Raw genomic sequence first — 22,968 nt, forward strand, 5'->3', positions numbered from 1 at the left:
CCTTGTCCTGAGTATCTCTTTGCCGAGATGGCGGAATTGGTAGACGCGCTAGTTTCAGGTATTAGTGGGGCAACCCGTGGAAGTTCGAGTCTTCTTCTCGGCACATAAATTCGAAAGCCTTGATGCAAATTTTCATCAGGGCTTTTTTTATGCGTGGACTGTACTAGATGCTTAACGTTTTCTCAACATGCGTTGCGCCCAGTAGTTGGAAATAACCCGTGCTGCATCACGTCCTCCTAAGCCAAAGGCAATAGAGAGTGCTATAGCAATAGCGCCTAGCGTGAAGCCAAAGGCCATATTCACAATATTGTCGGCCAATCCCATAGCGCGTAAACCCATGGCTAGTACTAAGCCTAAAATAGCAAAGCGTGCAATATTGGCCACGAGCGGGCTAGTGACTGCCATCAACTTGTTATACACCAACATGCTTAAGGTATAGCCCACCATCAAAATAATACTGCCTATTAAAATATTGCCACCGAAGCTCAAAATGCGTGCAAACATATCTGAAATGACTTCAATACCTAGGGTGCTTACTGCAGCGGTAGTTGCCGTAAGCATGGCGAAAAACATTACCGCGCTGGTAATTAAACGAGTCGGTGTGAAAGACGGCGTGAAAAAGTTCTGAATACCTAATTTTTTAGGCAGTAAGTCGACTCCCAAACCAGCGAGTAAGCTTTCTAGAATGTAAATAACGAATTTCGCAGCATAATAAGAGCAGACCAAAATGATGACTGCGCCAATAATATTAGGAATGGCAGCCATCAGTTTATTGATCATAGCGGAAGCGGGTACGGTAATCGCTGGAATATTTAGGACACCTAAAGCTGCAACCATAATAGGTAGTAATAAGGCAGCAAAGATGAATGCACTACCAAAGCGGGATAATTTGATATCGCTATTACCAACACGTTTGGCAATTTGATAGTCCACTTGTTTTAAACCTACACCCGCTAGCTCAGCGACGATTTTGGCAATAATCCAACCTGCATAAGCGATAACACCGGCGCCAATAATATTGGGAATAACGGCGACGAATTTGTTGAGCATCCCTTTAATAGGTTCCATGACTCCAGTAAGACCAAAATGTTGGAGTACGGCTAATAATACAAAAATGGTCAATACTGCTTTAATTAAAGAGGCTATCGGTTTTGCTAAGTTTGAGCGCTGTAAAAAGCCGATACGATTGAGTAGACGGCGGATAAAGCCAGCGATAAAGCTTACAATAATTAGGCCAACAATTAGGATTAATAAACCAATGAGTGCATGCCCGAGTTTACTTGAAACTATGGGCCCTAGCGCATTGGTGATGGGAGCTAGAAAACTTTCCATGGGGCTGCATTCCTCTACAAATAATTAAAATGGTTGTTAAATAAAATTAAGGTAGTTATTCAATAATGCTAACTTCAATACGTCGATTTTTACTGCGCCCTTCCTCAGTATCATTCGAGGCTATTGGCTTGAGTGAACCCATACCTTCAATTTTTATGCGATTTTCAGCAATACCTTGCGCCACTAATTCTTTTTTCATGTTATTGCTGCGGGTTAAAGACAAGAGCGTGTTTTGATTCATGTCGCCAATATTGTCTGTAAAACCTTGAATAAGAATTCTGGCAGCAGGGTATTGTTTTAATAACTCGGCTAATTTTTTGACTTGTTCTTTTGACTGAACAGTTAATTGATTAGAGCCCATTTCAAAATGAATATTGTCAAAAATCAGGGGTGTATTAGTTTTTTGCTGAGCCAACAGATTGTTCAACTGCTGTTCAAACGGAATGGAACTGGTTTCAGTTGGTGCGCTAATGGCTTGTGCAGCTTCAGGCTTAATAGGGGTAGTTATAACAGCAGCTAGTGCAGCCTTAGCTTGCTCTTCGACTTTTGCTTGAGTAGCAGCGAGTTCCGAGCGTAAGGAAGCGAGGTCGCTTTGGTATTTTCCTTCCAGCTCAGCACGTAATTTTGTTAACTCCGTTTGCTGTTGGGTGGTCATTTCATCGCGCAAACTGATTAACGCGTTTTGTTGTGTATTTTTGAGGTCTAGTAATGTTTGTTTATCGTTCTCAACGCTGATACCAAGATCATTATTGCTGTTATTTGTTATTGAGGGAGCAGCAATGGGTTTTAAGCTTTCCGTGATAGAAGTATTGTCCAATGGGTTAGCATTTACGCTTAAAGGCGCTAGGCTTAATGCGGTGTGATTGGGTAGGACTGGTGTGGCGGCGAACCATGGGGTAGAGCGTGTAGTGGAAATAGCTTTAGGTGACATTTCACCGAAGAATCCACCATTGAGGTAATGATAGAGTACGCCAAAAAATAACACCGTAAAGGCCGCTACGAGATAATCTAAAATAGAATCATCATCTAAGCGTTTATCCGCTGTTTGTTGTGGGTTTGGAGTGGTTGACATGAATCTTTTCCCAGCTGGAAGTGTGTAATACTCAAATAAACACAAGCTTGATAGGAGCTATAAGCCAAAGCCCTAGGTGCAATGTATCAATTTGGTTTATCTAGGGATTGTGATGAATGGATATGCGTCTGTTTAATGGGGATATTCGCGAGTTAGCGTGAAAGAGTGTTGATTTTTTAAGCTAATTATTTGGTGCTTGCTAAGCTTGCAAGGCAAAATACTGAATAATAAAGTCTGCAATTTCAACAGGTTTATTTAAATCTAAAAAAGGCAGGGCGTTTGGTGAGTTAGTAAGATCACATTTAAAATCGCTCGCAAGCGCAATAATGCTAGGATCTTCAGGATAAAGTAGCGGCTTTTGGAGAGCAGGGCGGTGCAATTCAATTTTGGGCAGGGCCTCGTGTTTAAAACCTTCGACCAAAATTAAATCGCATTGATTTACTTGAATGTGCGCTAAAATACTTTCTAATTTGGCTTCAGTTTGGTTAGGCGTTTCTAGTAATGAAACAATGCGTTGGCTGGAGGCTAATACCACCTGTTGTGCCCCCGCTTTGCGAAAGCGATAGCTATCTTTTCCCGGTTGATCCATATCGAAATGATGATGCGTATGTTTGATCAGTGCGACACGTAACCCTTTAGCGTTCAAGAGTGGGATCAATTGCTCTATTAAAGTGGTTTTTCCCGTACCACTCCAAGCGCAAAAACCTAAGATTGGCGTGTGGCTTTTGATCATGAGGGCAGTACCACTAAATCATTAGGCGTATTCACATTATGAAACGCCGAGGCTGAGTTGGAAAAATCAACAAAGCTCACGGGATGCGCATCATACCATGCTGCCACTTTACGCTCACCACGCGTTAAGTAATCCCTTAAGTCAGCGACCAAGTTCGTGCGAATCAGAGCATGTAAATATTGTGGGCGGATACCATCATGCGCGATAGCAATAGCCGTGGATTCATGGTGGCAGGCAGCATAGAGGCGTTGTGCCAAATCGTTTGGCAGCAGGGGCGCGTCGCACGTGGCTATCAAGGCAAACGGCGTGTGTACCGTCGCTAAGGTACAAGCAATACCTGCCAAAGGGCCTTGAAAATCACTTAATTGATCGGGTATTACGCTTAGCGCAAAGGCTTGATAGGCGGCCATGTTGCGATTTGCGTTAATGCAGAGCGTAGCCACTTGTGGTTTTAAACGCTCAATAATGTGTTCGACTAAAGGCCGACCCTGCCAAGCGATGAGTCCCTTGTCTTGGCCGCCCAAACGTTGCCCACGGCCACCTGCTAGAATGACACCTGTGATTTCAGTACGGGCTTGGGCGGCATTCATGCTTAACGTGCCGCTAATAATTGGCGTGCAAATTCAACTTGTTGGCGCACTTGATTCGGAGCCGTACCACCTAAATGGTCACGCGCTGCCACTGAACCTTCTAAGGTCAATACGGCGAAGACATCTTCTTCAATCACTGGTGAGAAGCTTTGTAGCTCTGCTAAAGTCATTGCGCTCAAATCGCGCTCGGTTTTCACTCCTAAACCTACAGCTTTGCCAACAACTTCATGGGCATCACGGAAGGGTAAGCCTTTACGCACTAAATAATCGGCTAAATCGGTCGCCGTCGAGAAACCTTGCAAGGCAGCGCGACGCATTTTTTCAGGCTTAGGTTGAATATGCGGCATCATATCGGCGAAAGCACGCAAACAACCAAATAAGGTGTCCACTGTATCAAATAGCGGCTCTTTGTCTTCTTGATTATCTTTGTTGTAAGCCAAGGTTTGGCCTTTCATCAGTGTTAACAGGGCGATTAAATGTCCGAATACACGCCCACTTTTGCCACGGACTAATTCTGGTACATCCGGATTCTTTTTCTGCGGCATGATCGAGGAGCCAGTGCAAAAGCGATCCGGCAAGCGCACAAAATCAAATTGGGCTGAGGTCCACAGAATCAGTTCTTCTGAGAAGCGCGACAAATGCATCATGATTAAGGATGCTACAGACAAAAACTCAATCGCAAAATCACGATCACTTACGGCATCCAACGAATTGCGCGCTGGATAATCGAAACCCAGTAAACTTGCGGTATAGTTACGATCAATCGGATACGTGGTCCCCGCCAAGGCTGCTGCACCCAAAGGCATCACATTGAGACGTTTACGGCAATCTTGTAGGCGTTCGTAATCACGCTGCAGCATTTCAAACCACGCGAGCATATGGTGACCAAAGGTAATCGGTTGCGCTACTTGCAAGTGAGTAAAGCCAGGGAGAATAGTAGCAGCTTCGCGCGCGGCCAACTCTACTAAGGCGCTTTGCAAACGCGTCAGTTCGTGCGCCAAGCCATCGATTTGCTCACGTAACCAAAGACGAATATCGGTAGCGACTTGGTCATTGCGTGAGCGTCCAGTGTGCAGGCGTTTACCGGCCATACCAATCCGATCCGTGAGGCGCGATTCGACATGCATATGAATGTCTTCCAGCGACACTTTCCATTCCATGTGCCCCGCTTCAATTTCGCTTTCGATCACTGCTAAACCGCTCAGGATGGCGTCCACATCTTGCGGTGACAATAGGCCTGCTTTGCCTAGCATTTGGGCGTGAGCACGTGAGCCTTGAATGTCATGCTTGTATAAGCGCTTATCAAACGGAATCGAAGCAGTAAAGGCTTCCACGAAAGCATCCGTGGATTCAGTAAAGCGTCCACCCCATGGTTTATCGGCTGGGTTTGACGAGTGGTCGGTGTTTTGCGTCATAATCGCGAGGCTGCCAAAAGATAGAATGGGCGAACATTATGCACTGTGGCGAAACTGATTCAAAGCCTTCAGCATACAGTAAGCCGTTTGTCTATAGTATCTTTCGCAGACAGCCGTGAAAGCGCTGGAACCAATGAGACATACAATAATAATAAACGTGACGTTCCGGTGGTAGGTGAGGGCCTGCCCACGACCTCGTCAGGTCGAGACGAAAGTGAAAAATAATAATGTCAGCATCGACAATTAAAACATTAGCTTACTTGCCTAACCTCTGTAACGCTCAAGCACTCTGGCGCGTATTAGCAGGGACACTCCTCTTAGCGGCCATACTAGCGCTGGGAGTAGCCACTTCTTTGGTGGATTTCTTGCTAAAACTAGGCTTGCACTCCTTATTTGCGGCTTGGGTCGTTTTTTCTTCTTTGTTAACTATCTGCCTAGTTAATCGTTTTTATCACCCCACCTCCGTAAAAGCGGCAACCATTATTATTGTTGCTATTGTGCTCTTTTTTACACTCGCTGCTTCATTAATGGGCTTATTGGCTATGCACGGCCAATCACCGAATAAACAATTAATTGATATTATTTTTTTCTTTGTTAAGAACTTAATTACTAGCCTTGGTATTACCTTATTACTATTGCGTTACTTCTATATTCAAAATCAATGGGAGGCCTCTGTAGAAGCTGATTCCAGCGCTAAATATGAAGCCTTGCAATCGAGAATGCGCCCACACTTTTTATTTAATAGTTTAAATACCGTAGCGCATTTAGTTCATAAAGATCCTGAGCAGGCGGAAGAAGCCATTCTTGACCTTGCCGATATTATGCGTACCACCCTAGATCGTCGGACTCGTATTTCTTTGCAAGAAGAGCTTGATGTGACCATGCGTTATCTTCGGATGGAGGGTCTGCGTTTAGGTAAAAGAAGACTAACAGTAGTCTGGGATATGGATAGAAATACCTTGCCATTTGACATGCCTATCCTACCGCTCATCTTGCAGCCTTTAGTCGAAAACGCCATCTATCATGGTATACAGCCCAGAAAAGACGGAGGAACACTCGGGATCAGTTTGTACGATGCTGGCCCAGAGTTAATTGTTTCAGTGACCAATCCACTGCCTCCAGAAAATGCGAATGCACATCAAAAGGGTAATCATATTGCCCAAGAAAATATGAAAAATCGCCTCAAGTTAGCTTATGGAGATCGCGCTAATCTGCAAATTCAAAAAACTCCCCAGCAGTACCGCGTCTCTTTTTCCATCCCCAAGGAGTAAATAATAAATGTCTATTAAGATTTTAGTAGTTGATGACGAAGAATATGCTCGCGAGCGGATTAAAGGATTAATTGCACGTTGTGCAGATTATTCAGTTTGTGCTGAAGCCGAAAACGGGGCTGAAGCTGTCGTAATGGTGGAACGTTTCCAACCCGATATTGTGTTGATGGATATTACCATGCCGGGAATGGATGGTCTGGAATCTGCAAGACATATTGCCAAAATGGAAACGCCACCTGCCGTCATATTTACCACAGCGTATGGTGAATATGCTCTAGAAGCCTTTTCAACAAAAGCAACAGGGTATCTTATGAAGCCGATAAGACAAGAACAATTATTACAAAGTCTAGAACAGGCCCGCTCATTGAACCGTGCACAGCGCTTAGAAATGTTAGAGCAACGTACTGGCGGCCAACGCTCAGCACGCAAGCATATCTGCGCGCGTATGCGTGGTAATTTGGAGTTAATCCCTATCGAAGATGTCGTTTATTTCCAAGCAGACCAAAAATACGTCACAGTGCGCCACAATGGCGGTGAAGTCATCATTGAAGAATCACTCAAATCACTTGAAAACGATTTAGCGGATCGTTTTATTCGTATTCACCGCAATGCCTTAGTCGCTAAGAGCCGTATTACGGGTTTAACCAAGTCTGATGTGGGTCGTACCCAAATCACCTTGGATAAAGTCCGCGATCAACTAGAAGTCAGTCGCCGCCATTTAGCTGAAGTGCGCCGTTTTGTGCGTGGTCGCTAATTAGGATGTGGTTTTTATTAAAGGCCGACTTGTTCGGCCTTTTTTATGAGTACACTTACTAGGTTTACAAGCTAAGCGTTTTTTCAGCCTGCACAATCGTCTTATCTAAGTTCAGCCCATCCTAGTCAGGTGTGTTATAGCCGACTCAGCCTGTTGCCACTTCAATTGAACAGACGCTTAAGAATGATCTTGTTCAATCCTTACCAAAATGGCGTCTTAAGTGCCGTTTTATTCAGTTTGGTTTGTTAAAATTTACTTATTGTTCAGCTATCACTCGATAGACTGTTGACCCTATATTAGTCTATCTCTATACTCCACGGGCATTTAGTTAGGGTCTACCCCTCAAGTCTGGGAACGCATGCAAAGCGTACTGATTATTCAAGCTACTTTGATACTACTAAGCACGATTGGTTTCGTGTTTTATCAAGGCGAAGCAGCATTAACGCCTGCCCTATATGGCGGCGCTATTGCATTAGTGAGCACTCTGTTACTGAAAAGTCGTGGTGCTCAGGTGGAGGAAATAGCAAAAACTAACCCACAGCAAAGCTTATATCACCTATACGGGGTGATAGTGCTGCGTTTTGTGTTGGTTTTGGGTGGTTTGGGTTTTGGATTGGGATATCTGAAATTTCCTGTCACTCCACTATTAGTTACCTTCATGGTAGCTCAAGTAGCTTATATGTTGGCGGGATCGCGTCAAGCGGCGCGATAACGACGATAACACAGGTTTTTTAACTTTAGCGTACGGGGTAAATTGTGAGCAGCGTTGAGCCAGCAATATCAAAACCTGTTGAGTACATCCAGCACCATTTGAACAATTGGAGCCTTGGAGTAGAGCCCGGTCAGCAAGTAAACATTGTTGACTTTGGTGTATTCCATCTCGATGTGTTTTTATTTAGTGCTGCACTCGCAGGTATTTTCGCCTATGTAGCTTGGAAGATTGGTTCGAATCTCAGCGCAGATAAACCTTCAGGTGCACAAAATGCAGTTGAAGCTGTGGTCGAGTTCGTCAATCAACAAGTTCAAGATATTTTTCCGGGTGCTGACCGCAATGTAGGCCCGATTGCTATTACCATCTTCATTTGGGTTATCCTGATGAACTCGATGGACTTATTGCCAGTTGATTTATTACCAGGCTTGAAAGCAGGTATCTACGCTTGGTTCGTTGGCGATCCGCATCATTCTTATTTGAAAGTCGTTCCAACCACGAATCTAGATGGTACGTTTGGCTTAGCCATTTGTGTATTCTTCTTAATCATCTATTACAACATCAAGTCTAAAGGTGTAGTGGGTTATCTGAAGTCTTTCTTGTATCACCCTTTCGGCAAATACGCGATGCCGTTCAACATTATTATGACCGTGATCGAAGAGATCGCCAAACCCGTTAGTCTTGGCTTACGTCTCTTCGGAAACATGTTCGCAGGCGAATTGTTGTTCCTCTTGATTGCTTTATTAGCTTTCTCCGTGTGGGCAATGCCAGCACAAATCGCTTTAGGAACCTTGTGGGCGATCTTCCATATTTTGGTAGTTAACCTCCAAGCCTTCATTTTCATGTTGTTGACGATTGTGTATTTAAGTTTGGCTAGCCAAGGCGGCCACGACGAGCATCATTAAGTTGTGTAGAGCAGCGTTCAGGCGTTGCTCTTAACACAACAGCAGATTTACTTTACATTTTTTGATTTTCTTTAATTTTTAGGAGACTCCAAATGGATCCACAATTACTTGCCGGTATCTACTCAAGCACTGCTATCGTTGTTGGTATCGTGTTGGCAGCCGCTGCATTCGGTTCTGCATTAGGTTGGGCGTTAATCTGCTCTAAGTTCCTCGAAGGTATTACCCGTCAGCCAGAAATGCGCGCTCAATTAACTGGCCAGATGTTATTTACTGGTGGTTTGATGGAAGCGTTCCCGATGATCGTCTTAGGTATCTCTATGTGGTTCATCTTCGCTAACCCATTTGCTAGCGCATTCCAAGCAGCGATTGGCGGCTAATCACCCGATTGTTAATTGTTGTTCCTTAACATTCGGAGATTAACATGAATATTACAGCTACACTGATCGGCCAAGTTATCGTGTTTGCGATCTTGGTTTGGTTCATCAAAGGCGTACTTTGGGAGCCAATGATGAAAGTGCTGGATGATCGTAAAGCTCGTATCGCCTCTGGTTTAGCCGCTGCTGAAAAAGGTAAGCAAGAGGAAGAAGTTGCTCGTCAAAAAGCAGCGGATGAACTCAAAAAAGCTAAACAAGAAAGCGCTGACATCATTGCTCAAGCGCAACGTCGTGCGACAGAGATCGTTGAAGAAGCTAAGAATACTGCCTTGGAAGAGGCAAATCGCGTTAAGTCCGCTGCTACTGCTGAATTGGATCAGGAAGTTTCACGTGCGCGTGAAGGTTTGCGTTCCCAAGTGGCTGCTTTAGCGGTTGATGGTGCGCAAAAGATTCTTGGCAAAGAAATCGATGCAAAGGTGCACGCGAAAGTATTGGATGAACTGGCCGCGCAAATTTAAGGTGGTGAACCATGTCTGAATTGACAACCGCTGCCCGTCCTTACGCGAAAGCTGTGTTTGAGATGGCGCAGCAAGACGGGACGTTGGCAAACTGGTCGGCACAATTAGCTGCCATGTCTGCGGTAGTGTCAGCAGAGGGTGCTGCCAAGCTGCTTGCAAACCCACGTTTGAGTAAAGAGCAAAAAGTGGACTTGATTGCGGATATCGCAGGTGATGCGTTATACGACAAAGGCCATAATTTGCTGAACGTGCTAGCAGAAAATGATCGTTTTGCCTTATTGCCTGAAATCTCGGTTCTGTTTGAGCAGATGCGAGCTGATGCAGAAGGTACGGTCGACGTTGATATTGTTTCAGCTTACAAGCTAGATGATAAGCAGCAAAAGATGCTCACTGCGGCGCTCCAAAAACGCTTTGGACGTAATGTCAAGCTCACGACGAGTGTGGATAGCTCTTTAATGGGCGGTGCTATCATTCGTGCCGGTGACCTCGTGATTGACGGTTCGATTCAAAGTCGTCTGAAAGATATGAAGGCGGCCTTGAGCCGATAACTGAGGAATTAGTAAATGCAACTTAACCCAACTGAAATCAGTGATCTGATTAAGAAGCGCATCAGTAGCTTCGAAGCAAGCGCTGAAGCACGTACAGAGGGTACCGTTGTTTCCGTTATGGACGGTATCGTCCGCATCCACGGCTTAGCTGATGTTATGTCCGGCGAGATGATTGAATTTTCAAGCGGAACCTTTGGTCTAGCTCTGAACTTGGAGCGTGATTCTGTCGGTGCGGTCGTTCTGGGTGACTATAAAGTCATTACAGAAGGTGACACCGTTAAATGTACGGGTCGTATCTTAGAAACCCCAGTAGGCCGTGGCTTGCTAGGTCGCGTCGTTGATGCCTTAGGTAGACCTATCGATGGTAAAGGCGCGGTAGAAAACGATGGTTTCGCGCCTGTTGAGCAAATCGCCCCTGGCGTTATCGATCGTCAATCGGTTGACCAACCGTTAGAAACCGGTATTAAAGCGTTAGACGCGATGGTTCCTGTTGGCCGTGGTCAGCGTGAATTGATTATCGGTGACCGCCAAACCGGTAAGACGGCGGTCGCCATTGACACCATCCTGAACCAAAAAGGTAAGGGTGTTAAATGTATCTATGTTGCGGTGGGTCAAAAGGCTTCTTCCGTAGCAGCGGTGGTACGTAAGTTAGAAGAGCATGGCGCCATGGACTATACCATTGTCGTGGCCGCCAATGCTTCTGACCCAGCCTCTATGCAGTTCTTAGCGCCTTATGCGGGCTGTGCGATGGGTGAGTATTTCCGTGACCGTGGTGAAGATGCACTGATCGTTTATGATGACTTAACCAAGCAAGCGTGGGCATATCGTCAAGTGTCCTTGTTGTTACGTCGTCCACCCGGTCGTGAAGCTTATCCCGGTGACGTTTTCTACTTGCACTCGCGTTTGTTAGAGCGCGCATCACGCGTAAATGCGGCTTATGTTGAGCGTCTTACTAAAGGTGCAGTAACAGGTAAAACGGGTTCTTTAACAGCATTGCCGATTATTGAAACGCAAGAAGGTGACGTATCGGCATTCGTTCCGACCAACGTTATCTCCATCACTGACGGTCAAATCTTCTTAGAAACCGATCTGTTCAACTCGGGTATTCGTCCTGCGATCAATGCGGGTCTGTCAGTATCACGCGTTGGTGGTTCGGCACAAACGAAGATCGTTAAGAAGCTGGGCGGTGGTGTACGTTTGGACTTAGCACAATATCGTGAATTGGCAGCGTTCTCACAGTTCGCGTCAGATTTGGATGAGTCTACTCGTAAACAATTAGAGCGTGGTCAACGGGTTACTGAACTGATGAAACAGCCTCAGTATTCACCTATGTCTACTGCTGAAATCGGTATTGCTTTATATGCAGCTAACAACGGCTATTTAGACGATGTAGCGGTAAATAAAGTCGTGGATTTCCAGGCTGCTTTATTGAGCTACCTGCGTTCTAGCCAGTCAGAGTTACTGAATAAAGTTAACGATGGCGGCAAATTTGATGACGATATTGCGAAAGCAATAGGTAAAGCGTTAGACGATTTTAAATCTAAGAACACTTGGTAAGGGGAGGTTGATCCCATGTCAGGTGCTAAGGAAATAAAATCGCAGATCAAGAGTATCAAGAATACTCGAAAGATCACCAAAGCTATGGAAATGGTCGCTGCTTCTAAAATGCGCCGTGCGCAAGACAGAATGCGGGCTAGTCGGCCCTACGCTGAAAAAATGCGTCAGGTAGTCGGCCATTTAGCGAAGGGACATCTGGAGTATAAGCATCCTTACACCCTCGAACGCCCTGTCAAACGCGTAGGATACATTATTGTATCTTCTGATCGTGGTTTGGCTGGCGGCTTAAACGTAAACTTGTTCAAAACTGCCTTACAAAGTATGGCTGCGTGGCGCGAACAAGGTGTGGAAGTCGACATTGCGGTGTTCGGTAATAAAGGTGTTGCAGCATTTCGTCGTTATGGCCTAGTGGCTGAAAAGAGTCATTTAGGTGATGCGCCCAAACTCACTGATTTAATCGGTGTGATTAAGGTAATGCTGGATGCGTATGATGCTGGCAAGATTGATCGTCTTTACTTGGTCGAAAATGAATTCGTCAACAGTATGACGCAGAAACCTCAAGTGACTCAGTTGATTCCGATTCAGGCGTCCAACGAGCAAGAAATTAGCTACCATTGGGATTATATCTATGAACCCAATGCGGAAGAGATCGTCGATACCCTGATGGAACGCTACATTGAATCCTTGGTTTATCAAGGGGTTGTTGAAAATGTAGCGTGCGAAATGGCGGCGCGGATGGTAGCAATGAAAAGCGCTTCCGACAACGCGGGCAAACTGATTCACGAGCTGCAACTGGTCTATAACAAAGCGCGTCAAGCGGCAATCACGCAGGAAATCTCCGAGATTGTAGCGGGTGCTGCGGCAGTTTAAGACTGGGCCAGCTGTTAAGAACTTACTTTTATAGAGGTACTAGTCTCAATGAGTACTGGAAACATCGTTGGAGTTATCGGTGCGGTCGTTGACGTGGAGTTTCCACGTAACGCTGTGCCAGCCGTCTACGATGCTCTCACAGTAGCTGAGCATGATGGACTGACACTGGAAGTCCAAATTCAGTTAGGTGATGGTGTTGTGCGTACTATCGCGATGGGTGCATCGGATGGTTTGAAACGTGGTATGTCGGTGGCCAATACTGGAAAGCCGATTTCGGTTCCGGTCGGTAAAGGCACTTTAGGCCGTATCATGGACGTGTTAGGCCGTCCGATTGATATGCAAGGTGATGTGGCAGCGGAAACGTTGTGGCCCATCCACCGCGCTGCCCCTTCTTATGAAGATCAATCTTCTTCGATTGATATCTTAGAAACGGGTATCAAAGTTATCGATTTGATCATGCCTATTGCTAAGGGTGGTAAAATCGGTCTGTTCGGTGGTGCGGGTGTCGGTAAAACCGTAACCCTGATGGAATTGATCAATAACATCGCGAAAGCGCACTCGGGTTTGTCTGTATTCGCGGGCGTGGGTGAGCGGACTCGTGAAGGTAACGACTTCTATCATGAAATGAAAGAAGGTGGCGTTATCGACAAAGTAGCCCTCGTTTATGGTCAGATGAATGAACCACCGGGTAACCGTTTACGGGTCGCTTTGACCGGTTTGACCATGGCGGAATACTTCCGTGATGAGGGTCGTGACGTATTGTTATTCGTGGATAACATCTATCGTTATACCTTGGCGGGTACAGAAGTATCAGCCTTGTTAGGTCGTATGCCATCAGCGGTAGGGTATCAGCCGACCTTGGCGGAAGAGATGGGTGTTCTGCAAGAACGTATCACGTCTACCAAAACAGGCTCTATCACCTCATTCCAAGCTGTTTACGTCCCAGCGGACGACTTAACTGACCCGTCTCCTGCTACTACTTTCGCGCACTTAGACGCGACCTTAGTATTGTCACGTAACATTGCGGAATTAGGTATCTATCCTGCGGTAGATCCTTTAGCTTCGACCTCGCGTCAGCTCGATCCACAAATCATCGGTGATGACCATTACACCACCGCTCGTGGCGTACAAGGTGTATTACAGCGTTATAAAGAGCTGCAAGACATCATCGCGATTTTGGGTATGGATGAATTGTCGGAAGATGATAAGAAAGTGGTAGGACGTGCGCGTCGTATCCAACGTTTCTTGTCTCAGCCTTTCCATGTGGCGGAAGTGTTCACCGGTTCTCCGGGTAAATACGTCCCATTGAAAGAAACGATCGCGGGCTTTAAAGCTATTTTGAATGGTGATCACGATAGTTTGCCAGAGCAAGCGTTCTACATGGTCGGCAATATCGACGAAGCCATCGAAAAGGCTAAGAAGCTCTAATTAGGAGGGCAGTCTGATGGCCAATACGATACAGCTAGACGTAGTAAGTGCCGAAGCACGTATGTTCTCAGGCACTGTGTTAGATGTAGTCGTACCGGGTGTTTTAGGTGCGATGGATATTTTACCACGTCATGCGCAATTGGTTTCTAAATTAAGTCCGGGCGAATTGCGTTATCGTGCGGCTGATGGAAGCCAAGGGTCTATGTTCGTCTCGGGTGGAATGGTTGAAATTCAACCGCACGTAGTCACTGTATTAGCAGATACAGCGATTCGTGCTGACGATCTGGACGAAGCCAAGGCGAGTGAAGCTGTTAAGCGTGCGAAAGATGCTTTAGAAGGAAAAGATCCTGCGGATCTCAACTATGAGGCATTACAAGCTGAGCTGGAAGCTGCTAAAGCGCAAATGGAAATGTTGCGCCGTATCGGCAAATCACGCCAAGGTTAATCGCTTAACCATTACCCTGAAAAGGCTCCTTAAGGAGCCTTTTTTATGTGAGACTAAGCGACAGTGTGGAATAAACTCGGTCTTTCTAAATTGCGCTGATACAACACTGCCACATTACCAATTTTTTGAATGAGTACTGCCCCACTGGCATGGGCTAAAATCGCCTCCAAAACCTCATCTCGTGCTTCACGATCACCTACGCTAATTTTGATCTTTACTAATTGGTGATATTCCAACGCCTTATCCAGTTCGGTAAGTATGGTATCCTTCAAGCCATGCTGTCCCACCATCACAATAGGATTGAGTGTGTGGGCGAGACTTTTTAGGTGTTTGCGTTGTGCGTCCGTGAGTTCCATCAGATTTTCCAGAGAAATGGTGTGATAAAGTTATAGTATGGCAAGAAGTAAGAGTAGTAACCAATGGTTGCGTGAACATTTTGATGACGAGTATGTCAAAAAAGCACAACAAGAAGGCTATCGTTCACGCGCTGTATACAAATTAAAAGAAATTCAAGAGAAAGATCGGATCATTCAACCGAATTTCAAAATTATTGATTTAGGTGCTGCCCCCGGCGGATGGAGTCAGTATGCAGCCCAATTAATAGGAAAAAACGGACGGATTGTGGCGAGTGATATTTTACCGATGGATCCTTTGGCTTTTGTGGAGTTTGTGCAAGGCGATTTTCGTGAAGAAAGTGTCTTAAACCAGCTGCTTGAATTATTGGGTGACGATAAAGCGCATCTTGTTATTTCGGATATGGCACCCAATATGAGTGGTATGGATACGGTTGACCAGCCACGTGCTATGTACTTATGTGAATTAGCCTTGGATATGGCTATCAAAGTGTTACGCCCGCAAGGTGCTTTCTTAGTCAAACTGTTTCAAGGTGAGGGCTCAGAGGCGTTTTTGCGCGACATGCGTCAACACTTTAAAACCGTAAAAATTCGTAAGCCTAGCGCCTCAAGACCCCGTAGTCGTGAAGTTTATGTGCTTGCCCAGGGCTTTATGGTTTAATATTGAGAAACAAGCAGGGTAGCGATGGGCGCTTACCTGTGGAAACGGAGAAATTTCTTGAACGATTTAACAAAAAATTTACTGATCTGGGCCGTTATTGCATTTGTAATGATCGCAGTGTTCAGCAAGTTCAGTGCGCCCGTTCAGTCTGCAACCACGGTCTCTTACTCAGAATTTATTAATAGTGCACGCAGTGGTGCTATTAAAGAAGTGGATATTAGAGGCCAAAAAATTATTGGTAAGACCCAAGATGGCGTGCCTTTTATGACTTATATGCCACCCGATGATCCCCAGATGATCACCGATTTGTTGGCACATAAAGTAGTGGTGAATGCAGCTCCACCAGAAGAGCGTTCTATTTTGTGGGACATCGTTGTTAATTCAGTGCCTTTATTGCTGATTATTGGCTTATGGATTTATATCATGCGCCAAATGCAAGGCGGTGGAAGTGGTCGTGGGGCTATGTCCTTCGGTAAAAGCCGTGCACGCATGATGACCGAAGACCAAGTTAAAGTCACCTTTAACGATGTTGCAGGCTGCGAAGAAGCCAAAGAAGAAGTCGGTGAGTTAGTTGAGTTTTTACGTGATCCGGGCAAATTCCAAAAATTGGGTGGTAAAATTCCACGCGGTGTTTTAATGGTTGGCTCACCGGGCACAGGTAAGACTTTATTAGCAAAAGCGATTGCGGGTGAAGCAAAAGTTCCTTTCTTTAGTATTTCCGGCTCTGATTTCGTCGAAATGTTTGTGGGCGTTGGTGCATCTCGCGTGCGCGATATGTTCGAACAAGCTAAGAAACACGCGCCTTGCATTATTTTCATTGATGAAATCGATGCTGTGGGGCGCCAACGTGGTGCTGGTTTAGGTGGTGGTCATGATGAGCGCGAGCAAACCTTAAACCAATTATTAGTCGAGATGGATGGCTTTGAGGGGAGTGAAGGCATTATCGTTATTGCAGCGACCAACCGTCCAGACGTACTAGACCCAGCCTTATTGCGCCCGGGCCGTTTTGACCGTCAAGTAGTTGTTCCATTGCCTGATGTGCGTGGCCGTGAGCAAATTTTACGTGTGCATATGCGTAAAGTCCCTTTAGGCGATGATGTAAAGCCATCATTAATTGCACGGGGTACACCTGGCTTTTCTGGTGCGGATTTGGCGAATTTAGTGAATGAGGCGGCCTTGTTTGCAGCACGTTCTAATAAGCGCACTGTCGATATGATCGAGTTTGAAAAAGCGAAAGATAAGATCATGATGGGTGCTGAGCGTAAGTCCATGGTCATGAAGGATGAGGAAAAGTTAGCGACTGCTTATCATGAAGCGGGCCATGCGATTGTGGGTTTGAATGTGCCTGAGCATGATCCCGTTTATAAGGTGAGTATTATTCCGCGTGGCCGTGCCTTAGGTGTGACCATGTATTTACCGCAGGAAGATCGTTACAGTGCGAGTAAGCAACGTTTGGAAAGCCAAATTTCAAGCCTGTATGGTGGTCGGATTGCTGAAGAGCTGATTTATGGCTTTGAAGGGGTAACGACTGGCGCTTCGAATGATATTGAGCGTGCTACCAATATTGCGCGCAGCATGGTCACGAAATGGGGCTTATCTAGCAGCATGGGGCCTTTGGCTTATTCCGAAGATGAAGGTGAGGTGTTCTTAGGGCGTTCAGTCACTCAGCATAAGCATATGTCAGATGACACTGCCCATGCGATCGATAAGGAAATCCGTGAAGTGATTGATCGTAACTATAGCCGTGCTAAAACGATTCTAGTCGAGAATATGGATAAACTTCATGCGATGGCTCAAGCATTAATGAAATATGAAACCATTGATCAAGAGCAGATTGCGGCGATTATGCGAGGTGAAGAGCCAAAACCACCGGCGGATTGGACTGATGATGAAAAAGGCGGTAAGCCTTCTGCACCAAACCGTCCCCAAGCTGAGCCTGATGAGCCAGTTTTAGGTGGAACGGCTAGTCTCCATTAACTTGTTTCATTCGTTAATTTATTCAAGGCGTGGTCATCCACGCCTTATTTTTTGGTAAATCCTTATGCTAGATCTTTCTTCGAAGCGCCCTCAAGTGATGGGTATTTTGAATGTTACTCCCGATTCTTTCTCCGATGGTGGCCATTTTAATCAAGTCGATAAGGCGCTGTATCACGCCGAGCAATTAATCCAAGAAGGTGCTGATATTATTGATATTGGTGGAGAGTCAACACGCCCAGGTTCAGAGGGAATCTCAGTGCAGGAAGAACTGGATCGCGTGATGCTTGTCCTGCAAGCTTTGCGAAGTCGATTTGATATTACACTCTCAGTGGACACCAGTAAGCCTGCTGTAATGAAAGAGGCTATTGCTGCTAAAGTCGATATGATTAATGATATTTATGCCCTGCAAGCGTCTGATGCTTTGGCGGTGTGTGCTGCGAGTGATGTGTCTATCTGCCTGATGCATATGCTGGGTGAACCCCGCACCATGCAACACCAGCCGCACTACCATGATGTTGTGCAAGAAATTATTGATTTTTTTAAGCAGCGCATAGCAGTTTGTGAAAAAGCCGGTATTACCGTTGATCGCTTAATCCTTGATCCTGGATTTGGATTTGGTAAAAGCTTAGAGCATAATCAAAAACTCTTAAAACACTTGAACCAGTTGCAGGTCTTAGATCGACCCATTCTAGCTGGTTTATCACGAAAATCTATGATAGGGGCTTGGCTTGGCAACAAACCGGTATCAGAGCGCCTGCACGGGAGTGTAGCAGCTGCTTTACTAGCTGTTATGCAAGGGGCTTGCATAGTTCGTGTTCATGATGTGGCTGCTACCGTAGATGCCCTAAAAATTGCCCAAGTTGTACTAGAATAAATTTAGCTCTTTAAAATTGAATGGTTTTTAAGCAATGACTCGTAAGTATTTCGGCACTGATGGTATTCGTGGCAAGATCGGCCAATATCCCATGACTCCAGATTTTGTGTTAAAGCTTGGCTGGGCAGCCGGTAAGGTATTAGCAGGCGATGGGCATCCTTTAGTATTAATTGGTAAAGATCCACGAATTTCAGGTTATATGTTGGAGTCTGCGTTGCAAGCAGGGTTGGCAGCGGCTGGGATTAATATCCGTCTCTTGGGACCCATGCCAACGCCAGCAGTGGCTTATTTGACACGCGCTTTTCGTGCAGCGGCTGGCATTGTAATTAGCGCATCGCATAATCCTTATGATGATAATGGGGTGAAATTTTTTGGTCCTAATGGTACCAAATTATCTGATGAGCTTGAGTTAGCCATTGAGGAATATGTCGAGCGTGATTTAGTGACCGTTCCTTCTGCGGATTTGGGTAAATCGGTACGTATCGAGGATGCAGCAGGACGTTATATTGAATTTTGTAAGCGCGCTTTTCCGTCTGATAGATCGTTGGCAGGCCTAAGAGTTGTAGTGGATTGTGCGAATGGAGCGACTTATCACATTGCGCCTAATGTGTTTAGCGAATTGGGTGCTGAAGTAATTGCGATAGGTAATACTCCGAATGGTTTTAATATTAATGAGGAGTGTGGGGCAACTTCTGTTGGAGCTTTGCAAGCGGCGGTATTAAAGTATCGCGCGGATTTAGGGATTGCGCTTGATGGTGATGGTGATCGTCTCATTATGGTGGATCATGTAGGCGAGTCTGTCGATGGGGACGAGGTTCTTGCCATTATTGCCCAAAGCCGTGCCCAAGAGGCCGTGTTACGCGCTGGTGTGGTAGGCACACAAATGAGTAATTTAGGCTTGGAAAAAGCGATGCAGCGCTTGGATTTGCCATTTTATCGCGCCAAAGTAGGCGATCGGTATGTTATGGAACTCATGAAAAAACATGACTGTATCTTAGGTGGGGAAGGTTCCGGTCATGTGATTGTGCGTGATCATATGCCTACGGGCGATGGCATTATTGCCGCACTACAAGTCTTAAAGGCAGTATTGAATTCGGGGCGTAGCTTGAATGAACTCAAACACGTGATGATTAAATATCCACAAAAGCTAATTAATGTACCCATTAAGCAACGTATTGATTTTAATCAGTCTCCTAAAATCCAAGAAGCAGTACGCTGGGCTGAACAAGGTTTAGGTGAGCGTGGCCGTGTGCTATTACGCGCTTCCGGTACTGAACCTTTGATTCGTGTCATGGTTGAAGGCGAGGATGCTGCGGAAACCGCTGATTTTGCCCAAGTTATTGCTGAAGCGGTTAAGGCAGCAGCCTAAGACTTTATAAAACCATTGATTTCTGCTTAGACAATAGGTAACCTTTCGCGCTTGCTTAAGAGAGGTAAGGCATGAGACAACCCATGGTTGCGGGTAATTGGAAGCTTAACGGTTCTCAATCCAGTATTAAATCATTAATTGATGATATTTGTTCGGGTGCGAGTGAATTAAGTGAAGTTGCTATAATGGTTTGTCCACCTTATGTCTATTTGCCCTTAGTCGCTGATTTATTGCAAGACTCAAGTATCACCTTAGGTGCGCAGAATGTGAGTGAGCACAGTTCAGGAGCATTCACCGGCGAAGTTGCTGCGGGTATGCTTAAGGATGTCGGTTGTGCTTATACGTTGATAGGGCATTCTGAGCGGCGCGCTATTTATGGCGAACAAGATGCTGTGCTTGCACACAAGTTTGTGGCCGCGCAAAAAGCGGGCTTAACGCCAGTGTTATGTGTTGGCGAGACGTTAGCAGAGCGTGAAGCGGGTCAGACGGAATCAGTTGTACAGACACAATTAGATGCAGTGCTGAAGATAGCAGGGGTTCAGTCGTTTAATCAGGCAATCATTGCTTATGAACCCGTTTGGGCTATAGGTACCGGCCAGACCGCAACGCCAGAGCAAGCACAAGCTGTGCATCAGTTTATTCGCGAGCACATAACGCAATTGGATACGGCTGTTGCGCAAAAAGTAAGGATTCTATACGGCGGTAGTGTCAAAGCTGATAATGCTGCCGAATTGTTTGCAATGCCAGATATTGATGGTGGGCTAATTGGCGGGGCTTCGTTGAAAGCTCAGGACTTCTTAGCTATTTGCCGTGCGGGACACGAAAGCGCCCGTGCTACTTAATTAGAAGTGAAAGATGCTTTATAATATTTTATTAATTGTTCAGATTGTGGTGTCGGTTGCGATGATTGCATTGATTCTAATGCAGCATGGCAAAGGTGCTGATGCAGGTGCGGCCTTTGGTAGTGGATCTTCTGGAACCGTATTTGGTTCGCAGGGCTCAGCCAATTTCTTGAGTCGCACCACGGCTATTTTAGCAACAGTTTTCTTTCTGAACTCGTTGGGCTTGGCTTGGATTGTAGCGCATAATAATCCACGAGCGCCGAGTAGTATTATTGATAAGGTTCAGCAGAGTGCTCCGGAAACAACACCTACAGCGCCTGTGACCAGTAGTAGTGTTCCAGCAGCACCAGCGGTAGAGTCGCAAACGGCAACTCCTGCGGTAACGGCGCCAGCAACAACACCGAGTGGGGAAACACCAGCGGCAGAGCCAGCAACTGCTACACAACCTGCGACACCGGCTGAAAAGCCTGCTCCATAAAATCTATTCGCCGACGTGGTGGAATTGGTAGACACGCTATCTTGAGGGGGTAGTGGCCTAGGCTGTGCGAGTTCGAGTCTCGCCGTCGGCACCATTTAAAAAAGCCTGTTAATGTAGATTGACAGGCTTTTTTTATTGCTCAATTAAAAGTACTCTGCCCAAACTGCTTATTCACTTTTGAGTCAAATCAAAAAAGCATTATGAATAAGCAATTATGAGTTGGTGTTTTTTGTGCGAGTGCTATATAGTCTGCACCGAATTCTATGACGGGACTTCTGCTTCCCAAATGGACATCACGGCAGCCTATACCACCATCTTTCAGGGCGGCCCGAAAGGAGTTAGTTAATATGCTAGAAACGTATTTGCCCATTTTAGTCTTTCTTGGTGTGGGTGTTGCTCTTGCCATTGTACTGCTGGGTTTAGGCTTGCTAATGGGGCCAAACCGTCCTGATACTGCAAAAAATTCTCCTTTTGAATGCGGCTTCGAAGCTTTCGAAGATGCACGTATGAAGTTTGATGTGCGGTATTATTTAGTTGCCATTCTTTTTATTATCTTTGACCTCGAAATTGCCTTCTTGTTTCCGTGGGCAGTAGTGCTGGACAAAATTGGTAGTGCAGGTCTGATTGCGATGGCATTTTTCTTGCTCGTGCTGATTATTGGTTTTATCTATGAATGGAAAAAAGGAGCACTGGAATGGGAATAGAAGGTGTTCTAGAAAAAGGCTTTATCACGACATCCGCCGATAAGCTCATCAACTGGGCGCGCACGGGTTCGATGTGGCCTATGACTTTTGGCTTAGCGTGTTGCGCTGTCGAAATGATGCACGCTGGTGCTGCACGTTATGACTTAGACCGCTTCGGTATTATTTTCCGCCCTAGTCCACGCCAATCGGATGTAATGATTGTCGCCGGCACGCTCACTAATAAAATGGCGCCTGCTTTGCGTAAGGTCTATGACCAAATGGCCGAGCCGCGTTGGGTTATTTCTATGGGTTCTTGCGCCAATGGTGGCGGTTATTATCACTATTCCTATGCGGTAGTGCGTGGCTGTGACCGAATCGTGCCTGTTGATGTTTATGTGCCGGGTTGTCCACCTACGGCTGAAGCCTTGTTATACGGAATTATGCAATTGCAAAGCAAAATCCGTCGCACTTGTACTATTGCACGGTGATCTGCATGACTGCGACTCTTGAATCCTTATACACTTATCTCTCCGAAAAGCTTCACGATAAAGCAACCTCGACCCTGACCCCTCAAGGCGAGCTGACGGTCGAAGTACAGGTACGAAATTGGTTAGATGTTTGTAATTTCATGCGCCATGATGAAATGACCAAATTCACCTTGCTCATTGATTTATGTGGCGTTGATTATTTGACTTATGGCCACAGTGAGTGGTCAGAAAATGCTAGCTCGACCGGCTTTAGTCGTGCGGTAGAGCGTTCTGACCCGGATCCATTTGCATTTGAGCCTGAACCAGCAACGCTTGAAATGACTGGGAAGCGTTTTGCCGTGGTTATTCATTTGCTTTCTGTTGAGCATAATCAGCGGATTCGCTTACGGACTTTCGCAGAAGATAATGATTTTCCAGTGGTTCCTTCGGTATTTGGGATTTGGAACTCTGTCAATTGGTATGAGCGCGAGGCATTTGACCTCTTTGGCATTATGTTCCCAGGACACCCTGATTTACGTCGAATCTTGACTGATTATGGTTTTGTCGGGCATCCCTTCCGTAAAGATTTTCCGCTCATTGGGCAAGTTGAAATGCGTTATGATCCGCTGCAAAAGCGTGTCATTTACGAACCTGTGTCCATTGAGCCTCGTGTATTAGTGCCACGTGTTATCCGTAATGACAAGGATAATGCCAGCACTTCTCAGCAAGGAGCTCAGTAAGCC

General features: G+C 45.8%; 26 protein-coding genes and 2 tRNA genes. 22 read left to right on the top strand and 6 right to left on the bottom strand.

The window, feature by feature from the left end:
• The first annotated feature begins 21 nt into the window (after positions 1-21).
• Positions 22-103 (top strand) — tRNA-Leu (locus A3IE_RS0113370).
• Positions 104-171: 68 nt separating this feature from the next.
• Here A3IE_RS0113370 and A3IE_RS0113375 read toward each other — a convergent pair.
• The 5 genes from A3IE_RS0113375 to argH form a co-directional block, all read right to left on the bottom strand.
• The gene (locus A3IE_RS0113375; protein WP_020396128.1) at positions 172-1,332 is read right to left on the bottom strand and encodes a mechanosensitive ion channel; all 1,161 of its coding nucleotides are present in this window, start codon (positions 1,330-1,332) and stop codon (positions 172-174) included.
• A gap of 55 nt (positions 1,333-1,387) precedes the next feature.
• Positions 1,388-2,404, bottom strand: coding sequence for an OmpA family protein (locus tag A3IE_RS22175; RefSeq protein WP_020396129.1), 1,017 nt, complete (start codon positions 2,402-2,404; stop codon positions 1,388-1,390).
• A 199-nt stretch (positions 2,405-2,603) separates the two neighbouring features.
• Positions 2,604-3,137 (bottom strand): molybdopterin-guanine dinucleotide biosynthesis protein B, encoded by a 534-nt coding sequence (mobB, locus tag A3IE_RS0113385; RefSeq protein WP_020396130.1) that lies wholly within the window; start codon positions 3,135-3,137, stop codon positions 2,604-2,606.
• Positions 3,134-3,727 carry a molybdenum cofactor guanylyltransferase MobA gene (gene mobA / locus A3IE_RS0113390; RefSeq protein WP_020396131.1) on the bottom strand — a complete coding sequence of 198 codons (594 nt, stop codon included), beginning with the start codon at positions 3,725-3,727 and terminating at the stop codon, positions 3,134-3,136. Before mobA ends, mobB begins: the two co-directional genes overlap by 4 nt.
• 2 nt (positions 3,728-3,729) lie before the next feature.
• Complete coding sequence (gene argH, locus A3IE_RS0113395; protein WP_020396132.1) at positions 3,730-5,142, bottom strand: argininosuccinate lyase; 1,413 nt, start codon at positions 5,140-5,142, stop codon at positions 3,730-3,732.
• A gap of 227 nt (positions 5,143-5,369) precedes the next feature.
• On the opposite strand from argH, the gene A3IE_RS0113400 reads away from it, so the two are divergent.
• The 11 genes from A3IE_RS0113400 (at position 5,370) to A3IE_RS0113450 (ending at position 14,521) form a co-directional block, all read left to right on the top strand.
• Entirely contained in the window at positions 5,370-6,413 is a 1,044-nt protein-coding gene (locus A3IE_RS0113400; RefSeq protein ID WP_020396133.1) for a sensor histidine kinase, read from the top strand.
• 7 nt (positions 6,414-6,420) lie between these two features.
• Positions 6,421-7,167, top strand: a complete 747-nt coding sequence (locus tag A3IE_RS0113405) for a LytR/AlgR family response regulator transcription factor (RefSeq protein ID WP_020396134.1) — start codon at positions 6,421-6,423, stop codon at positions 7,165-7,167.
• Between the two features lie 358 nt (positions 7,168-7,525).
• On the top strand, positions 7,526-7,879 hold the full coding sequence (locus A3IE_RS0113410) for an ATP synthase subunit I (RefSeq protein WP_020396135.1): 354 nt from the start codon (positions 7,526-7,528) through the stop codon (positions 7,877-7,879).
• 44 nt (positions 7,880-7,923) lie between these two features.
• Complete coding sequence (atpB, locus tag A3IE_RS0113415) at positions 7,924-8,781, top strand: F0F1 ATP synthase subunit A (protein WP_026154939.1); 858 nt, start codon at positions 7,924-7,926, stop codon at positions 8,779-8,781.
• A 92-nt stretch (positions 8,782-8,873) separates the two neighbouring features.
• Positions 8,874-9,158, top strand: a complete 285-nt coding sequence (gene atpE, locus A3IE_RS0113420) for a F0F1 ATP synthase subunit C (protein ID WP_020396137.1) — start codon at positions 8,874-8,876, stop codon at positions 9,156-9,158.
• 44 nt (positions 9,159-9,202) lie between these two features.
• Positions 9,203-9,673 (top strand): F0F1 ATP synthase subunit B, encoded by a 471-nt coding sequence (locus A3IE_RS0113425; protein WP_020396138.1) that lies wholly within the window; start codon positions 9,203-9,205, stop codon positions 9,671-9,673.
• A gap of 11 nt (positions 9,674-9,684) precedes the next feature.
• Positions 9,685-10,221, top strand: coding sequence for a F0F1 ATP synthase subunit delta (locus tag A3IE_RS0113430; protein ID WP_020396139.1), 537 nt, complete (start codon positions 9,685-9,687; stop codon positions 10,219-10,221).
• Positions 10,222-10,236: 15 nt separating this feature from the next.
• A complete protein-coding gene (gene atpA, locus A3IE_RS0113435; protein ID WP_020396140.1) occupies positions 10,237-11,778 on the top strand; it encodes a F0F1 ATP synthase subunit alpha in 1,542 nt (513 codons plus the stop codon).
• Between the two features lie 15 nt (positions 11,779-11,793).
• Positions 11,794-12,648 (top strand): F0F1 ATP synthase subunit gamma, encoded by an 855-nt coding sequence (gene atpG / locus A3IE_RS0113440; protein WP_026154940.1) that lies wholly within the window; start codon positions 11,794-11,796, stop codon positions 12,646-12,648.
• A gap of 48 nt (positions 12,649-12,696) precedes the next feature.
• Positions 12,697-14,076, top strand: a complete 1,380-nt coding sequence (gene atpD, locus A3IE_RS0113445) for a F0F1 ATP synthase subunit beta (protein WP_020396142.1) — start codon at positions 12,697-12,699, stop codon at positions 14,074-14,076.
• Between the two features lie 16 nt (positions 14,077-14,092).
• A complete protein-coding gene (locus A3IE_RS0113450; protein ID WP_020396143.1) occupies positions 14,093-14,521 on the top strand; it encodes a F0F1 ATP synthase subunit epsilon in 429 nt (142 codons plus the stop codon).
• Positions 14,522-14,574: 53 nt separating this feature from the next.
• On the opposite strand, the gene yhbY is transcribed toward A3IE_RS0113450, so the two are convergent.
• On the bottom strand, positions 14,575-14,877 hold the full coding sequence (gene yhbY / locus A3IE_RS0113455; protein WP_020396144.1) for a ribosome assembly RNA-binding protein YhbY: 303 nt from the start codon (positions 14,875-14,877) through the stop codon (positions 14,575-14,577).
• A gap of 37 nt (positions 14,878-14,914) precedes the next feature.
• On the opposite strand from yhbY, the gene rlmE reads away from it, so the two are divergent.
• From rlmE to A3IE_RS0113505, 10 genes are all read left to right on the top strand, one after another.
• Complete coding sequence (gene rlmE, locus A3IE_RS0113460) at positions 14,915-15,535, top strand: 23S rRNA (uridine(2552)-2'-O)-methyltransferase RlmE (protein ID WP_020396145.1); 621 nt, start codon at positions 14,915-14,917, stop codon at positions 15,533-15,535.
• A 57-nt stretch (positions 15,536-15,592) separates the two neighbouring features.
• The gene (gene ftsH / locus A3IE_RS0113465) at positions 15,593-17,512 is read left to right on the top strand and encodes an ATP-dependent zinc metalloprotease FtsH (protein WP_033407212.1); all 1,920 of its coding nucleotides are present in this window, start codon (positions 15,593-15,595) and stop codon (positions 17,510-17,512) included.
• 64 nt (positions 17,513-17,576) lie between these two features.
• A complete protein-coding gene (gene folP / locus A3IE_RS0113470) occupies positions 17,577-18,386 on the top strand; it encodes a dihydropteroate synthase (protein WP_020396147.1) in 810 nt (269 codons plus the stop codon).
• A 34-nt stretch (positions 18,387-18,420) separates the two neighbouring features.
• The gene (glmM, locus tag A3IE_RS0113475) at positions 18,421-19,755 is read left to right on the top strand and encodes a phosphoglucosamine mutase (protein WP_020396148.1); all 1,335 of its coding nucleotides are present in this window, start codon (positions 18,421-18,423) and stop codon (positions 19,753-19,755) included.
• Positions 19,756-19,826: 71 nt separating this feature from the next.
• Positions 19,827-20,597, top strand: a complete 771-nt coding sequence (gene tpiA, locus A3IE_RS0113480) for a triose-phosphate isomerase (RefSeq protein ID WP_026154941.1) — start codon at positions 19,827-19,829, stop codon at positions 20,595-20,597.
• A gap of 13 nt (positions 20,598-20,610) precedes the next feature.
• The gene (secG, locus tag A3IE_RS0113485) at positions 20,611-21,075 is read left to right on the top strand and encodes a preprotein translocase subunit SecG (RefSeq protein WP_020396150.1); all 465 of its coding nucleotides are present in this window, start codon (positions 20,611-20,613) and stop codon (positions 21,073-21,075) included.
• A gap of 9 nt (positions 21,076-21,084) precedes the next feature.
• Positions 21,085-21,169: transfer RNA gene (locus tag A3IE_RS0113490), tRNA-Leu, on the top strand.
• Positions 21,170-21,422: 253 nt separating this feature from the next.
• Positions 21,423-21,779: an NADH-quinone oxidoreductase subunit A gene (locus A3IE_RS0113495; protein ID WP_020396151.1), complete on the top strand. Its 357-nt coding sequence runs from the start codon at positions 21,423-21,425 to the stop codon at positions 21,777-21,779.
• Complete coding sequence (locus A3IE_RS0113500) at positions 21,770-22,246, top strand: NuoB/complex I 20 kDa subunit family protein (RefSeq protein ID WP_020396152.1); 477 nt, start codon at positions 21,770-21,772, stop codon at positions 22,244-22,246. Before A3IE_RS0113495 ends, A3IE_RS0113500 begins: the two co-directional genes overlap by 10 nt.
• 5 nt (positions 22,247-22,251) lie before the next feature.
• Positions 22,252-22,965 carry an NADH-quinone oxidoreductase subunit C gene (locus tag A3IE_RS0113505; RefSeq protein WP_020396153.1) on the top strand — a complete coding sequence of 238 codons (714 nt, stop codon included), beginning with the start codon at positions 22,252-22,254 and terminating at the stop codon, positions 22,963-22,965.
• Positions 22,966-22,968: the final 3 nt, after the last annotated feature.

This window comes from Thiolinea disciformis DSM 14473, from assembly GCF_000371925.1.
GTDB lineage: Bacteria > Pseudomonadota > Gammaproteobacteria > Thiotrichales > Thiotrichaceae > Thiolinea > Thiolinea disciformis.